The organism is Serratia myotis, assembly GCF_027474885.1.
GTDB lineage: Bacteria > Pseudomonadota > Gammaproteobacteria > Enterobacterales > Enterobacteriaceae > Serratia > Serratia proteamaculans.
The window spans coordinates 2,786,683-2,800,888 of the sequence record NZ_CP099707.1; the positions used below are offsets into that span (position 1 = coordinate 2,786,683).

At 55.6% G+C, this 14,206-nt stretch carries 12 protein-coding genes; 5 read left to right on the forward strand and 7 right to left on the reverse strand.

The features are described 5' to 3' along the window. Positions 1 to 5 precede the first annotated feature (5 nt). On the forward strand, positions 6 to 1,679 hold the full coding sequence (gene ggt, locus NHG65_RS13220) for a gamma-glutamyltransferase (RefSeq protein WP_413477014.1): 1,674 nt from the start codon (positions 6 to 8) through the stop codon (positions 1,677 to 1,679). A 47-nt stretch (positions 1,680 to 1,726) separates the two neighbouring features. On the opposite strand, the gene NHG65_RS13225 is transcribed toward ggt, so the two are convergent. After that, on the reverse strand, positions 1,727 to 2,623 hold the full coding sequence (locus NHG65_RS13225; RefSeq protein WP_283603299.1) for an SDR family oxidoreductase: 897 nt from the start codon (positions 2,621 to 2,623) through the stop codon (positions 1,727 to 1,729). Positions 2,624 to 2,709: 86 nt separating this feature from the next. Then, a complete protein-coding gene (locus NHG65_RS13230; protein WP_099063023.1) occupies positions 2,710 to 3,108 on the reverse strand; it encodes a GlcG/HbpS family heme-binding protein in 399 nt (132 codons plus the stop codon). Between the two features lie 99 nt (positions 3,109 to 3,207). On the opposite strand from NHG65_RS13230, the gene NHG65_RS13235 reads away from it, so the two are divergent. Continuing rightward, positions 3,208 to 4,122: a LysR family transcriptional regulator gene (locus tag NHG65_RS13235; protein WP_207976733.1), complete on the forward strand. Its 915-nt coding sequence runs from the start codon at positions 3,208 to 3,210 to the stop codon at positions 4,120 to 4,122. A gap of 33 nt (positions 4,123 to 4,155) precedes the next feature. Here the strand turns inward: NHG65_RS13235 and NHG65_RS13240 are convergent, their stop codons facing one another. After that, on the reverse strand, positions 4,156 to 6,096 hold the full coding sequence (locus tag NHG65_RS13240; RefSeq protein ID WP_499182284.1) for a DUF3857 domain-containing protein: 1,941 nt from the start codon (positions 6,094 to 6,096) through the stop codon (positions 4,156 to 4,158). Positions 6,097 to 6,293: 197 nt separating this feature from the next. On the opposite strand from NHG65_RS13240, the gene NHG65_RS13245 reads away from it, so the two are divergent. Next, positions 6,294 to 6,857: a GNAT family N-acetyltransferase gene (locus NHG65_RS13245; RefSeq protein ID WP_099063020.1), complete on the forward strand. Its 564-nt coding sequence runs from the start codon at positions 6,294 to 6,296 to the stop codon at positions 6,855 to 6,857. Between the two features lie 52 nt (positions 6,858 to 6,909). Here NHG65_RS13245 and NHG65_RS13250 read toward each other — a convergent pair whose 3' ends face one another. Beyond that, complete coding sequence (locus NHG65_RS13250; RefSeq protein ID WP_099063019.1) at positions 6,910 to 7,479, reverse strand: helix-turn-helix domain-containing protein; 570 nt, start codon at positions 7,477 to 7,479, stop codon at positions 6,910 to 6,912. 129 nt (positions 7,480 to 7,608) lie between these two features. Here NHG65_RS13250 and NHG65_RS13255 point away from each other — a divergent pair, with 129 nt between their 5' ends. Then, a complete protein-coding gene (locus NHG65_RS13255) occupies positions 7,609 to 8,514 on the forward strand; it encodes a DMT family transporter (protein ID WP_499182285.1) in 906 nt (301 codons plus the stop codon). Positions 8,515 to 8,774: 260 nt separating this feature from the next. Here the strand turns inward: NHG65_RS13255 and NHG65_RS13260 are convergent, their stop codons facing one another. The 3 genes from NHG65_RS13260 to NHG65_RS13270 are packed head-to-tail and all read right to left on the reverse strand — an operon-like array spanning position 8,775 to position 12,822. Further along, the gene (locus tag NHG65_RS13260; RefSeq protein ID WP_499182286.1) at positions 8,775 to 10,073 is read right to left on the reverse strand and encodes a c-type cytochrome; all 1,299 of its coding nucleotides are present in this window, start codon (positions 10,071 to 10,073) and stop codon (positions 8,775 to 8,777) included. Beyond that, entirely contained in the window at positions 10,073 to 12,352 is a 2,280-nt protein-coding gene (locus NHG65_RS13265) for a xanthine dehydrogenase family protein molybdopterin-binding subunit (protein WP_499182287.1), read from the reverse strand. The genes NHG65_RS13260 and NHG65_RS13265 overlap by 1 nt, the downstream gene beginning before the upstream one ends. Next, complete coding sequence (locus NHG65_RS13270) at positions 12,349 to 12,822, reverse strand: (2Fe-2S)-binding protein (protein ID WP_099063015.1); 474 nt, start codon at positions 12,820 to 12,822, stop codon at positions 12,349 to 12,351. The genes NHG65_RS13265 and NHG65_RS13270 overlap by 4 nt, the downstream gene beginning before the upstream one ends. Before the next feature lie 423 nt (positions 12,823 to 13,245). Between NHG65_RS13270 and NHG65_RS13275 the strand changes: the two genes are divergently transcribed. After that, positions 13,246 to 14,196 carry a 2-hydroxyacid dehydrogenase gene (locus NHG65_RS13275; RefSeq protein WP_413501882.1) on the forward strand — a complete coding sequence of 317 codons (951 nt, stop codon included), beginning with the start codon at positions 13,246 to 13,248 and terminating at the stop codon, positions 14,194 to 14,196. Positions 14,197 to 14,206: the final 10 nt, after the last annotated feature.

The window sequence follows — 14,206 nt, forward strand, 5'->3', positions numbered from 1 at the left end:
CCGCTATGCATTCTGGCTTATTGAAAACCTTAGCACTCAGCGTGGCGATTGCCACCCTCAGCCCTTCAGCCTGGGCCGCAAATCTCAACGCCGGTGCTGTGGCAGCACCGGACCAATACGGCGCCAAAGTGGCCGCACAAATTTTACAGGCCGGCGGCAACGCGGTCGATGCGGCAGTCGCTACCGCTTTTACTCTGGCGGTGACCTATCCCGAAGCCGGTAACATTGGCGGCGGCGGTTTTATGACGCTGTACGTCGACGGCAAGCCCTACTTCCTCGATTACCGTGAAATCGCCCCCAAAGCCGCCACCAAAACCATGTACCTGAACGATAAAGGCGAGGTGATTGAAAACCTCAGCCTGGTGGGCACCAAAGCGGCCGGCGTGCCGGGCACGGTGCTGGGGCTGTGGGAAGCGCACAAACGCTTCGGCAAATTGCCTTGGGCCGAGTTGCTGACCCCGGCGATCGGTTACGCGCAGCAGGGCTTTAAGGTGGCCGATCAGCAATATCAGTACCGTGAAGACGCCAACAAGCTGTTCGCCGGTCAAACCAACTTCGGCGATTATTTTGGCAGCATGAAACCCGGCGCGGTGTTTAAACAGCCAGAACTGGCCAAAACGCTGGAGCGTATCGCCAATAAAGGCGCGGACGATTTCTATCAGGGGGAAACGGCCAAACTGCTGGTGGCCCAAATGCAGCATGATGGCGGCCTGATCACCCAGGCGGACCTGACGGATTATCGGGTGAAATGGCGTGATCCGATGCAGATTTCCTGGCGTGGCAACACCCTTTACACCGCCCCGCTGCCCAGCTCTGGCGGCATCGCGCTGGCTCAGTTACTGGGCATCAAAGAGGATCGCGCTGCCGATTTCAAAGGAGTGGAACTGAACTCGGCGCGTTATATTCACCTGCTGTCGGAAATTGAAAAACGCGTATTTGCCGATCGTGCCGATTATCTCGGCGACCCGGACTTCGCCAAGGTCCCGGTTGCCCAGTTAATCGCCCCGGACTACCTGCAAAAACGCGCGGCGGAAATCAACCCGACGGCCATTTCACCGACCGAAAAAGTACGGCCGGGCCTGGAGCCGCACCAAACTACCCATTTCTCGATTGTTGATGCACAGGGCAACGCCGTCAGCAACACCTACACGCTGAACTGGGACTTCGGCAGCGGCGTGGTGGTGAAAGGCGCCGGCTTCCTGCTGAATGATGAAATGGACGACTTCAGCGCCAAACCGGGCGTGGCTAACGCCTTCGGCGTGGTCGGTAGCGACGCCAATGCCATTGAACCGGGCAAACGCATGCTCTCTTCCATGAGCCCGACCATTATCACCCGCGACGGTAACGTCAGTCTGGTGATCGGCACTCCCGGCGGCTCGCGCATTTTCACCTCGATTTTCCAGGTGATAAACAATATCTATGATTATAAGTTGCCATTGGATAAAGCGGTGGCCGCCCAGCGCGTTCATCACCAACTGCTGCCGAAAGACACCATCTTCTACGATGGCTTTGCCCCGCTGACCGGCAAAGTGGCCGAACAGTTGAAAGCGATGGGCTATAAGCTGGAAGATCAGGGCTGGTACATGGGGGATATTCAGGTGATCCGCGTCAATGGCGACACGCCAGAGACGGCATCTGATCCTCGTGGTCGTGGTGTGGGCCTGGTGGTGAAGAAGTAATTGAAAATGGCCGGCCCGGTTAAAGCAACCGGCCGGCCAACATGACGCTATTGCTTACGCGTCCAACCGTCCCTTTGGTCATTCTTCACCACTTCAATGAAGGACTCAGGCAGCAGGTTGCGGAACAAACCATTCTCTTCTTCGATAACGCTGACCATTTTGTCCACCATCTCCTGCGGATCGAACTGATCGAAAGGGAACTTGAGCTTGCTGTGGTCAATAAAGTTCACCTTAGGGTCGTACCACACTTTGAAACTTTCCATCATGCGGTCATTGAAGCCGGTCAGATAAGGGCCGGGGTTGACCGTGGCCACCTTCACGCCAAAATCGGCCAGTTCCATGCGCAAGGATTCGGCAATTGCCTCCAGTGCATGTTTGGACGCACAATAAGCGCCGGTAAATGCACCGGTCAACAAACCGGCAACGGAAGAAACGAACACTATCTTGCCGCTCTTACGCCCCACCATTTGTTTAATAAACCCCTGAGTCAGCGCCATACTGGAAAACACGTTGGTCTCAAACTGGGATCGCAGCACGTCGATAGGCATTTCTGCCACCGCACCCGCTTCGGCAATACCGGCATTGTTGAACAACACGTCAATATTCCATTTCCACGCATACTCCCGATCGCGTGGGTCCAAAATATCCAGCTTTTCAACCTGCAGCGTAACGCCGCGCTGTTTGGCAGCCTCAAGCAACTGGGTGACCTGCGGCGTGAGCTGGACACCGGCGATCACCTTATGCCCGCGCGCTGCCAGTGCCAGTGAAACTTCCCGGCCAAAACCGGACCCTGCGCCTGTCACTAATATTGTTTTATTAACCATCTGATGATTTCCTTTGTTCACATTAATGGGGTTGGCACTCACGGCCATCGCGGGTAATACCGACGTTGCCGCCACCACACCGCTGCTGATGATAAATTTCCTGCGAGTTATTTCAGGCATAAAGCCTCCTTCTGCCAGAGGCAGAATGGTCTATTTTATTAAATGGCGTTTTATTTAATGAGTGCAATTAAATACGGGCGCTGCGTTTATTTCAAACAGCTCTCTGCAATATAAGCATCCTCATGGGATTTGGCACCGGAAATGCCAATTGCGCCAATAAATTCATTCGCAGATGAATAGACTGGCAGTCCGCCGGCAAAAGAGGCCAGCCCCTGATTGCTGTGTTCAATCGACCACAACTCTTGTCCTGAGCCTGATAGCCGGCCCAGGTCGGCACTGGGAATACGAAATAGTGCAGATGTTTTCGCTTTCCTTTGGGCTAAATCAATGGCCCCCAGCGGGGTATTATCCATGCGGGCAAAGGCGATCATATTGGCGCCGTCATCATAGACACAAATACAGACCGCCAGCCCCTGCTGCTGCGCGGTGCTGATCCCTTTGGCAATAATCTGCCGGGCATAATCCAGCGAGAACGATCCTGACATGGCAAGTAACCCCGTTAATATGCAACTGGGGAAAACTATAAAGTTGCGCTAGGATGTGAACAATACCCACTCACCTGACAACAGTTGTTAGTTTATCTTATGAATAGACAAGATCCGCTTAACGGCATTCACCTGTTTTTGACCGTGGTCGAAGCCGGCAATTTCTCCCGCGCGGCCGCCATGCTCAGCGTCACGCCAGCCGCAGTCAGCCTGAGGATCGGGCAGTTGGAAACCGAGTTGGCGGTGAAGCTGTTTCATCGCTCGACGCGTAGCGTTAGCCTCAGTGAGGCCGGTGAGTGGTTCTATCAAAGTGTGGCGCCTTTTTATCAACATATACTTAATGCCCGCGAAGGTCTGCATCAGAGCCAGGACCTGCCTTCTGGCCATCTGCGCATCACCGCCGTACAAATGGCGAAAGAACTGCTCAAGGCGCCGTTCCTGGCAGAATTTAACCGTCTTTATGCGCAGATCACCCTGGAAATAAATTACGAAGACCATTTGATAGACATTATTCAGGAACGGATCGATGTGGGTATTCGGCTGGCGGATAAATTACAGCCCGGCATGGTTGGCGTGCAAATAACTCCGGCATTGCCTTGCGCCCTTATCGCCTCACGAGATTATATTGAAAAATATTCGGCCCCAATGAATATTGCTGACTTGCAACAACATCGTTGCATACGTTTTCGTTTCCCCGACCGTGGCATATTGCATAAGTGGTCGCTGACCGATGGCGAGCAAGATCATGACATTGACCTGCCGGGCGTTTTTATTACCGACAACACCGAGGCTATTATTGAGGCAGCTCGGGCGGGAATTGGCATTGCTCATGTGTTTTTACGTCACAGGATCAAGCAAGAACTTGAGGCGGGAACCTTGATCGAAATAATGCCGGGGTATTGCCGCCCACTGCCACCGATGTGGGTCTATTATGCCAACCGCAAATACGTGCCCAAAAAAGTCAGGGTATTTATTGATGAATTAAAACGCCACAGCCAGACGCTGAGGTGGTGAAGCATGCCCCGTCATTACGGGGCATGCTCGGGGTTATCCGCCGGCTTTATTCAGCGTAGCATTTGACAATTCGCCGTAAACCACCTGGCCACGGAAACCACGACGTACTTGCTGGAACAGGGCTCGGAATGCCGGATAATCCTGTGGCTGGCAGAGCGCATCCTTGCCGCGAATGGCATTCATCTGCAACCGATGGTTGACGACCACCTGCTGCCCCTTGAGTTGCCATTCCACCTGGTATTGACCGGCCGCATTGCTGAATTTCTGGTTCTTGGGAATGGCGATAATCGGCACTCCGGCAGGCAATTGCAGGCGATAGGTTTCATCATAGTGCTGTGCGGTGCAGTAAAACGGCGTCTCGTTGGTCGGCGCTGACGTGGTTGAATAAAGCGTTCTGAAAGACTTGCCGCCGGGCGGTGTTGGCACAGGCATGCCCCCTACCACGCTAAAATCGACATAGTCCTCGGCCTTGAAACGATAGCTGTAACCAAACTGCTTTTTGAGATTGAGGGGATCGCCTTGCATCACAATTTTCCCACGCCCATCAATGCCGGAAGAGGCCATGATGGTTTCTTCAACCCGCGCCTGATTCTGCTGATTGATTTGGGAAAAATACCCTCTCAGGTCGATCTCATCCACCTCACCCAAGTTACGTTCGGTTTGTCCGCGCATATTGCCCGATTTATCGAATTCGAAATCCACGCTGAGTGAGGTGTTATTGCGCAGTTCATCATTGTCTGGGGTACGTGCCAGTTTCGCTTCGCGAGTGAGCAACACCGGTGCCCCAAGATCGGCTCCCGGCAGTTGACCAAAACGGGCCCAGGGATTGGTGGAATCCAGATACAGCTTGAACTCCGGCACATAGGTAATGGCATGGTTAAAACGGCCCAACAGCGGTACCGTCGGCAGAACCGGCCCTTCATCCATACCAATCAGCACCGGTGAACTGACAATGCCCTTGGCGGCTAACAGCGCCTCCAGCAGCACCACGTGATCCTTGCAGTCACCGTAATGGTTATCAAGGATGCTCTGCGCCGGATTCGGCTCCAGCCCGCCATTACCCAAATACACGGCAACGTAACGAATATTCTGTGCCACCCAACGGTAGAGAGCCGCCGTCTGCTCACGGCGATCGCTGATACCACTGGTGATTTGATCCGCCAGCGTTTGGATCGCCGGGGTGACTTTCGCCGCTTCGCCGGCTTTCAATTGGTAGGCTTTGGCCAGCTGCGGCCATTCACGGTAGGTACTGGCCATGATGGTAGGGCTGAATGTCCAACTGTTGGCCGACCAGTTCTGTGCCTTCAGCGGGTCGCTGCGTTGATAACGCCAGCGCCAATGCGCCTGACCGTCACGGACCTGCGGCGTATTTCCGCCCTCAACTCCCCGGGTAAAGACATGCATCGGCAAGTCAGCCGGCGCATGCAAGTTAACTTCCGCGTCATCAAATTGGTCGAATACGCTAAAGGTTTCCCACAGGCCGAAGTAGTCCGGGAAATACGGCGTATTTTGCGTGCGGCGCAGCTCATACACCACGCGCGATCCCGGAGCCAGGTTGGAGAACACGATAACCCGCACCTTGCGATCGGCATACAGCGGTGCCGAGGCGCTGGAATAACTTTCCTGGGTATAGATACGATCGGGCGCCACGTCATGGCGCTGTCCATCGGCCGTCAGCGTATAAGCCGAGACCACCTCCAGCGTTTCCATTTTCTCGCTGTAACTCAGGCGGATTTGGCTAAATTTCTCGACGGCAGCTTTGGTTTTAAGCAGAACTTCATAGCTTTCGGTTTTCACATTACTGGCATTGGCCCGCACTTGATAATCGGCGCGGTAGCGTACAAAGCTAAAATCATTGCGCACGGCCACTTCCTGCGCGCTAGCCGTCGTAGGGGTGTCAGCGGCCAGCAACATGGCCGGTTGTGCTGCCGTCAGGCCGGCGAGCACCAGTATTGAGGGGATAGCGATTTGCATCTTCAATCCTTGAAGGTTTATTTAACCATAATGGTGGCCTTAATCAGGCGCAGACCACCGTCGCAACAGGCAGGCACACTAGTATAAATGAGAAGCGTTTTCAATAAAATACCGGTTCCACTGACAGGATCCGATGTATCATTCGGGACAGCAAGTTTCAACACGCCAAAGACCACGTTTCAAAAGGAAGGCTATTCATGGAAAATATCATTATCGAAAAAGCGAAAAAAACGGATGCCGCAGAAATTGTAAGGCTGATATCCCTGGCAGATAAAGATGCCGTACTGGCCCTTTCCGGTAAAAATGATATTGATGATGCTCTGCGTCAGTATGAAATAAACTTCGGTCGTGAGGATATCTACTTCAGCTACAAGAATATCTTTGTGGCACGCAGCAACAGCCGCATTCTTGGCTGCATCCTCTACTTCCGGGGCGAAGATGAGTCCAGTTTCCAACCCATCTCGGAACGTCCGCTTGAAATGGAAATGGAAAACGAATCTGATCCCGATGAAATCTACATTGATTCACTGGCGGTGCTGCCGGAGTGCCGGGGAAAGGGGATCGCTAAACGGCTGGTTAAACAGGTTACTCTTGAAGCCAGGAAACAGGGTTTTCAAAAGGTAGGCTTGCTGGCCGACAAGAGCAAAGCCTATCTGGGTAGCATGTATCAAACGCTGGGATTTAACGTCACGGCCGAAGTGAGTCTGCTTAACGACCATTACGAAAAGATGACCTTCTACACAGAACCATCATGTTCCTGAAACTGTCCCTCTCCCAAAGGAGAGGGAACAATCTCGCTGCGTGACGATTGAGCTAGCCTTGCTCTATCAGCATCACCGCCGTGGTATCCGCTGCCAGGGCTTCGAAAATGTGCTCCCGATCGGCGGAGTAACTGATGTAATCCCCCGGACTCAACTCTACCGCCTGGTCTTTCGGTCCCACTAGCGCCCTGCCACTGCTGATAATCACGTGCTCAATGGTCCCCGGCATATGCGGCCGCGAGATGCGCGTTTCGCCCGGTTGAACGCTCAGACGGTAAATATCGCGCTGGGCTCCCGGCGGACACGTCGCCAACAAGGTGGCGGCGTAATTGGCCTGCTCGGAAACGGTAGTGACCCCTTCATTAGCGCGGATCACCTGAACGTGCTGGCGCGGCTGGGAAATTAACCGGCTGACCGGTACATCCAGCGCCATCGCCAATGCCCACAGCGTTTCCAGGCTAGGGTTACCGTTACCGGTTTCAAGCTGTGAAAGCGTCGATTTGGCTATCCCGGCCCGTCGTGCCAGTTCGGTGACCGATAGCCCCAACCGCTCACGTTCCCGGCGAATGGCGGTAGAAAGCAGGCCGATCGGCGTGGCGTTATTGCAGATGTCATCGCTCATTGTTCACCATACCATCCATTTGTTCGACTTGATGAACGCTCGCGAGCTGTTCATCATAATGTTCAGTTGTTCATTTTAATGGTAACCGCTTCAGTCGGCAAGTGCTGAGCACCATCAGGGAGAAGGGATATGAAGGTAAAAACCAGTGGCGTCATGCAGATGACTCTCGCCATGGTCATTTCCGGCACCGTGGGGTGGCCGGTAGTGATGCTGGGGCAACCGGCCACCACGGTAGTTTTCTGGCGCTGTGCGCTTGGTGCGCTGGCAATGTTGGTGGTCTGTGCCCTGCTCGGTCTGCTGAAAAAAGGCCTGCTGACCCGACGACAGGCCGCAATAGCGGTGCTGGGTGGTATCGCGTTGGTGTTGAACTGGACGCTGCTGTTCGCTGCCTATTCCTACGCCTCTATCGCCGTGGCTACGGTCACCTACCACGTTCAGCCCTTTATGTTGGTCGGGCTGGGGGTGCTGTTTTTTGGTGAAAAACTGACGGCGACCAAGCTCGGCTGGTTGTTATTGGCCTTTGTCGGCATGTTGTTGATCATCACCGGCAAGCAAAATGCCGGCGACGCCAGTTCTCATTACTTCACCGGCGTATTACTGGCGCTGGGCGCCGCCTTTATGTATGCGGTTGCGGCGGCGATCGTCAAACAATTGAAAGGAGTGCCGCCGCATCTGATTGTGTTGATCCAGCTCTCCGTTGGTGCGCTGCTGTTGGCTCCCTTCGCCGGTCTTGGCTCTCTGCCGTCAACGGCCAATACCTGGTTGTTGCTGGCGACCCTGGGCCTGGTACATACCGGGTTGATGTCCTCACTGCTGTACAGCGCGATCCAGAAAATCCCTACCAGCCTGGTGGGTGCCTTGTCCTTCATCTATCCATTGGTAGCAATTATTGTCGACTGGAGGGTGTTCGGTCACCGCCTTAGCCTGCTGCAACTGCTGGGCGCTGCAGCGATCCTGCTGGCTGCGGCGGGCATGAACTTTGGCTGGCGCTTGATGCGCGCGAAGAAAACTCCCCATCCGGCGGACGGGATCTAAACGCCTTAAAGATCGTCCTGATCACTGATACATCTGCGGCAGGGTTATCCCGAAAATATCAAAAGCTCAGCAAATTAACGTATTCGCCCTGGCCGACAATAGCTGTTATTTATTGAGTCAGACACGGCGGAGGAATCAACGATGACGCTTTATGTGTGGAATAACCGGCTGAAACAGCGCGTCCGTTTCAGTTACTGGAATGAGCTGTGCGTGATTAACTAAATCGGGGGCCTGTAATGGCCCCCACCAATTTTAAAACCCTACCTGTCCTCAGTCTCACTGCGTATATGACTGATCTGCTCTTGCAGGTCGGGCCACGGTGCTTTCCCCGCATAGTTTTGCCGCAGGTAGTTAAGCAACGCCGCTATCTGCCCATCATTCAGGTTATGACGGAATGCTGGCATGTAACCCAGATTGATATTGGCCGGTTGCTGAATACCGTCCAATACCACCCGAATGGCGTTGTCCGGCGTATCGGCAAACAGGTTGGTGTTCAGCGCCAGCGAAGGCCTGATCCCGGCCATTTGCGCGCCCTTTTCCTGAGCATGGCAAGCCATACAGGCCCCGGAGAAAATACGTGCCCCTTCGGTGGTTAACGGCTCGGTCTTTAATTCGGCCCAGTCATTCAACCGCTGTGCCTGCGCCACCTTGGCTTGCGCCGGGTGGTAGCTGCGAAGATAGGTGGCGATGGCCTGCAAGTCTTGTTCCGGCAGGCGTGAAAGCCCCTCTTCGATCACCGGTGCCATCGGCCCCGCCGCGACACCGTGATTGGCCGAATACCCGCTGCGCATAAAGCTGAGCAGATCCTGCCGGGTCCAGTCCAGCGGTGCCAAAGAACTGCCGGTGAGTGACGGTGCCGTCCAGGCTTCCGCCACGCCGCCGGTCAGATGCGCAGTGCCGCCTTTTTCGCCAAACATCAGATTGCGCGGGGAGTGACAGGCGCTGCAATGCCCAAGACCTTCGGTCAGATAGGCCCCCCGGTTCCACTCGGCACTTTGCTCAGGATCCTTTTTCATCGCGCCCGGCGTCAGGAACAGCCAGTTCCAGGTCACTATGCCCTGGCGAATGTTAAACGGAAAACTCAGCGCGGTGACCGGCGGCTGGTAGCTCACCGCCGGCTGCGACATCAGATAGGCGTACAACGCCTGCAAATCTTCGTCACTGGTACGGGTAAAGGCGGTATAGGGGAAGGCCGGGTAGAGATAATGCCCTTCGCGATCCACCCCATGACGCATCGCCCGTTCAAAGGCAGCATAGGACCATTTGCCAATGCCGGTTTCGTTATCCGGCGTAATGTTGGTGGTGTAGATAGTGCCAAACGGGATCTCCATCGCCAACCCGCCAGTATCGCGTTTACCGCCCGGCCGGGTATGGCAGACCGAACAATCGCCGAGGTCGGCCAGCATTTTGCCACGGGCGATCTGTTGCTGACTAAAAGCGTGGGTCTCGTTCGCATCGCGTGGCGCAATTTCCGGCTGCCAACTGACAATCACACCGGCGACCACCACGGCGATGACCGCCAGACTGCCCCATCCGGCAACTTTCTTTAACTTGCCCATTATGAGTTATCCCTTTCTGCGTTGGTGGAAGCCTGCTGTTTTAACGCCTTCAGCACCTGCTCCGGGGTGAATGGCACTTCTCGCAGTCGCACACCCAGCGCGTCGAATAATGCATTGGCGATTGCTGCTGCACTCGGCACCGAGGCCGATTCCCCCGCGCCCATCGACGGCTCATCCGGGTAGTCCAGCAGTTGCACATCCACCTGTGGCAATTCATCAAAACGCAGGATCGGATAGCCCCCCCAGTCCAGTGACGTCACCGCTGACGCATCAAAGGTGACAAACTCCTTCAGCACCCGACTGGCGGACTGAAGGATATTGCCGTGCACCTGATGACGAACCCCGGCCGGGTTGATGATGCGTCCGCAGTCATGGGCCACGAAGATTTTGTCGAGTTTGATCTGGCCGCTGTGGCGGTTAACGCTGAGGTCACACACCCAGGCTGCCCAGGCCGCGCCGAACCCCGGGAATTTGCTGTGGAAGTAACGGGCATAGGCAAAGCCACGGCCACTTACCCACGCCTGTCCGCTCGTTGCCGGGTTGCGATGCGCCGGGCCATCCTGCCAACCGGCCTGTTTTTTCAATGCGTTGATCAACGCCACGGCGCGCGGGTCTTTCAGATATTGCAGGCGGAAAGCGATCGGATCCTGCCCGGCGTGCCACGCCAGTTCATCAATCCACGATTCGTGAGCAAACACATTGGGCAACGCCGAAACCCCGCGCATCCACGAAGCCCGCACGATCGGCGCAGCATCCTGACAAATCACCCGCATATTTGGATATTCGTACTGGGGGATGGCAGTTCTGTCGCCCATCTGCTGTACATCAGCCCGATTGGCCATCTTACCGGTCAAAACCAGTGACAATGTCACGGCGTTATTGGAGGGATAGCTGGTTTTCAGCTCGTAGGCCGCCACCTGCCGGTGTTGATCCAACCCACCGCGCACCCGCATCAACTGCCCGGTGCCCTTGGGTTCCCAACCCGACTCTTGCTCACGCATCAACTGCACTCTGACCGGTTTGCCAGTGGCCTGAGATAGCAGCGCGGCGTCTGCCGACACGTCATCGGCACAGTTGCGGCCATAACAACCGGAGGCCTCCATGCGATTGATATGCACCTGCTCAGGCTGTCGATCGAGCAAATGGGCGATGTCTTTGCGCAGGTCATGAGGGTTTTGCGTGCCCGACCAGATTTCTGCGTGCTCACTGCTGACATCGGCCACCGCACAGGAAGGGCCAATGGAGGCATGCTGATGATAAGGCCAGACGTAATCGGCATTGACCTCGGTGTGCAGCGAAGCCAGCGCGGCATCGACGCTCGCATCATCACGCAGCACGCGATCGCTTTTCGGGTTAGCCGCCAGCGCCGCCTGCAATCCCTGCACCGAAAGATCCGGCAGCCCGGTCCAGGGACGCCATACGGTCTTCAATTGCCGCATGGCTGCGATCGCCTGCTCTTCACGCTCGGCAACGATGCCGATAAAATCGTTAATCACCACCAGTTTCACGATGCCCGGCAGATGAGAGATAGAAGCTCGGTCCACCGACAGCAGCCCACTGCCCAGGGGCGCACTGCTGTCCGCGCCGGTATAAGGTGGGCGTACCACTCTGCCGTGTAACATGCCCGGCAGCCGCAGATCGTGCACATAGGTCAGTTGACCGGTGACCTTGGCCGGGATATCTACCCGCGGCACGGCCTTACCGACGTAGCGGCTGTCCGCCACGCTTTTCAGCTTGACCGTTTTATCCAGCGCAACCTGCAAGTTTTGCCCGTTGGCCAGGTCGCCATAGCTCAGGCTGACATGGGGTTTGTCCGCTGCAAATACCCGGCCATTCTCGGCCCGTAACCTGTCCACCGGTAGCGCGAAGGCGCGTGCGGCCAGCCCCAGCAACAACTGCCGCACCTGCGCCGCCGCCTGACGCAGCGGAATTGAGGTTACCTGAATAGTGGCACTGGCGATGGTCGGCCCCTGATCCGGCGTGCGCTGGGTGTCCCCCAGAATGACCGTGACATGGTCAAAGGGCACGCTGATTTCATCGGCAACAATCTGTGCCAATGCCGTACGAATACCGGTACCGAGATCCACATGGCCATTAAAGGCAGTAACCCGACCGTCTGCGGTCAGGCCAATAAAGCTGTCCACACGATCCAGCGGCAGGTCACCCACGGCGGCAGGCGTATCGGCAAGGGCATTGAGTGAAACCGGCAGCAGACTGCTGACCATCACCAATCCCCCTGCCTGTAACAGGCGGCGTCGGGTGAGTTCCAGGTGGCTCATGACTGCCCCCTTTCGGCCAACAGCTGTCGGGCTTTGGCTGCCGCGCGCAAGATCTCAATATGGGTGCCGCAGCGACACAGGTTATAGGCCAGTTCATTTTTGATTTGTTGTTCATCGGCCTGCGGATTGCGCTCAAACAGCGCAACCAGCGTCATGATCATACCGTTGGTGCAATAACCGCACTGCGCGGCTTGCTCATCGATAAAGCCCTGTTGAACCGGGTGCAGTTGCCCCGCTTCGCTGAGGCCTTCCAGCGTGGTAACAGATTTATTGATGGCACCGCTCAGTGGGATAGAACAGGAACGAGCGGCAACGCCGTCGATCAATACCGTACAGGCACCACACTCCCCCAGGCCACAACCATATTTGGGGCCGTTGAGGCCCAGATCATTGCGTAATACGTACAGTAAAGGCGTCTCGGGCGAAACGTCGTCGAGTGCGACCATCCGGCCGTTTATTTTAATTTCCATGGTGAAATATATCCTTAACCAAACGGATTTCTCCGTAATATCACTGTGATGAATGATTCACAGCATGCTAATTATAATCATTAAAAGACTTAGCAATGTTAAGGTGATGTAGCGTGAATTGCTTTACCGAAAAATGGGTATTTATTATAAATTTCCGATAGATACTCATAATATTCTTGGCAGCCCCCCTCCCAGGCTAAAAAATCACCGTTTGATCTCCGCCAAATACGGCTAAATAAAGCGCCTGTTTATTTCCCCCGGACCCGCATGTTACGACTGCCTGTTACCGGTTTTACTCCGTCGGTCACATTACCGGTAACACCTTTTTTTAACATCCTTCAGCGTGATATCTGTCGCAAAACCGCCTGCGGAAAACCGCTTTGATAGCTCTATCGAAGCGACTTTTTTTAAACAGGTGAAACCATGACAACCCCAACGCCCAATGAAGTACTGCTAATTGCCCCCGTGATGGAAAACCTGCAGGCCCGCCTTGAGGCGGCCTTTGTGGTGCACCGGCTGTATGAACAAGCGGACCCGGTGGCGTTTCTCGCTGCCAAGGGAGAGGCCTTTCAGGCGATCGTTACCCGTGGCGATATCGGCGTCACTACGCCGGTTCTCGAGCAATTACCGCAGTTGGGGCTGATTGCGGTATTTGGTGTGGGCACCGACGCGATAGACCTGGAGTACACCCGCCAACGTGGCATTGCCGTCACCATCACCTCCGGCGCGTTGACCGACGACGTGGCGGATATGGCGTTGGGGCTGCTGTTGGCCACCGCTCGTCAGCTCTGCCATAACGACCGTTTTGTCCGTGAAGGCCGCTGGCTGCAGGAGGCACCCGGCCTGTCGGTGCAGGTCAGCGGGAAGCGTCTGGGGATTTTTGGCATGGGTAATATCGGCCGTGCCATCGCCCAGCGCGCCGCCGGCTTCAACATGCGCATCCAATACGCCAGCCACCGGCAGGACAGTACGCTGCCCTATGCCTATTACCCGGATCTGCTGGCGTTGGCGCGGGAAAGTGACTTTTTTGTGATTGCCATTTCGGGCGGAAAGGACAGTGCCGGTCTGGTAGACAAGGCCGTGTTTGACGCGCTGCCGTCGCACGCACTGGTGATCAACATTGCTCGTGGCAGCATCGTCAACCAAGCGGATCTGATTGCCGCGCTGCAAAACGGTGACATCGCCGGGGCCGGGCTGGACGTTTACGCCCAGGAGCCGCAGGTGCCTGCCGAGCTGATCGCGATGGATAACGTGGTGCTGCAACCGCATATCGCCAGCGCCACTCAGGAAACCCGGCAAAAAATGAGCGATATCGTCTTCACCAACGTTGAAGCCTTTTTCAACCAGGCGCCGCTGCCCCACGCCATTGAATAATTAATCCGCT

Bases quoted from the DNA above. Each gene is read 5' to 3' on its own strand.
- NHG65_RS13240 (WP_499182284.1), bottom strand. From the start codon at position 6,096: ATGCAAATCGCTATCCCCTCAATACTGGTGCTCGCCGGCCTGACGGCA.
- NHG65_RS13265 (WP_499182287.1), bottom strand. From the start codon at position 12,352: ATGAGCCACCTGGAACTCACCCGACGCCGCCTGTTACAGGCAGGGGGA.
- NHG65_RS13255 (WP_499182285.1), top strand. From the start codon at position 7,609: ATGAAGGTAAAAACCAGTGGCGTCATGCAGATGACTCTCGCCATGGTC.
- NHG65_RS13225 (WP_283603299.1), bottom strand. From the start codon at position 2,623: ATGCCTGAAATAACTCGCAGGAAATTTATCATCAGCAGCGGTGTGGTG.
- ggt (WP_413477014.1), top strand. From the start codon at position 6: ATGCATTCTGGCTTATTGAAAACCTTAGCACTCAGCGTGGCGATTGCC.
- NHG65_RS13275 (WP_413501882.1), top strand. From the start codon at position 13,246: ATGACAACCCCAACGCCCAATGAAGTACTGCTAATTGCCCCCGTGATG.
- NHG65_RS13230 (WP_099063023.1), bottom strand. From the start codon at position 3,108: ATGTCAGGATCGTTCTCGCTGGATTATGCCCGGCAGATTATTGCCAAA.
- NHG65_RS13235 (WP_207976733.1), top strand. From the start codon at position 3,208: ATGAATAGACAAGATCCGCTTAACGGCATTCACCTGTTTTTGACCGTG.
- NHG65_RS13250 (WP_099063019.1), bottom strand. From the start codon at position 7,479: ATGAGCGATGACATCTGCAATAACGCCACGCCGATCGGCCTGCTTTCT.
- NHG65_RS13270 (WP_099063015.1), bottom strand. From the start codon at position 12,822: ATGGAAATTAAAATAAACGGCCGGATGGTCGCACTCGACGACGTTTCG.
- NHG65_RS13260 (WP_499182286.1), bottom strand. From the start codon at position 10,073: ATGGGCAAGTTAAAGAAAGTTGCCGGATGGGGCAGTCTGGCGGTCATC.
- NHG65_RS13245 (WP_099063020.1), top strand. From the start codon at position 6,294: ATGGAAAATATCATTATCGAAAAAGCGAAAAAAACGGATGCCGCAGAA.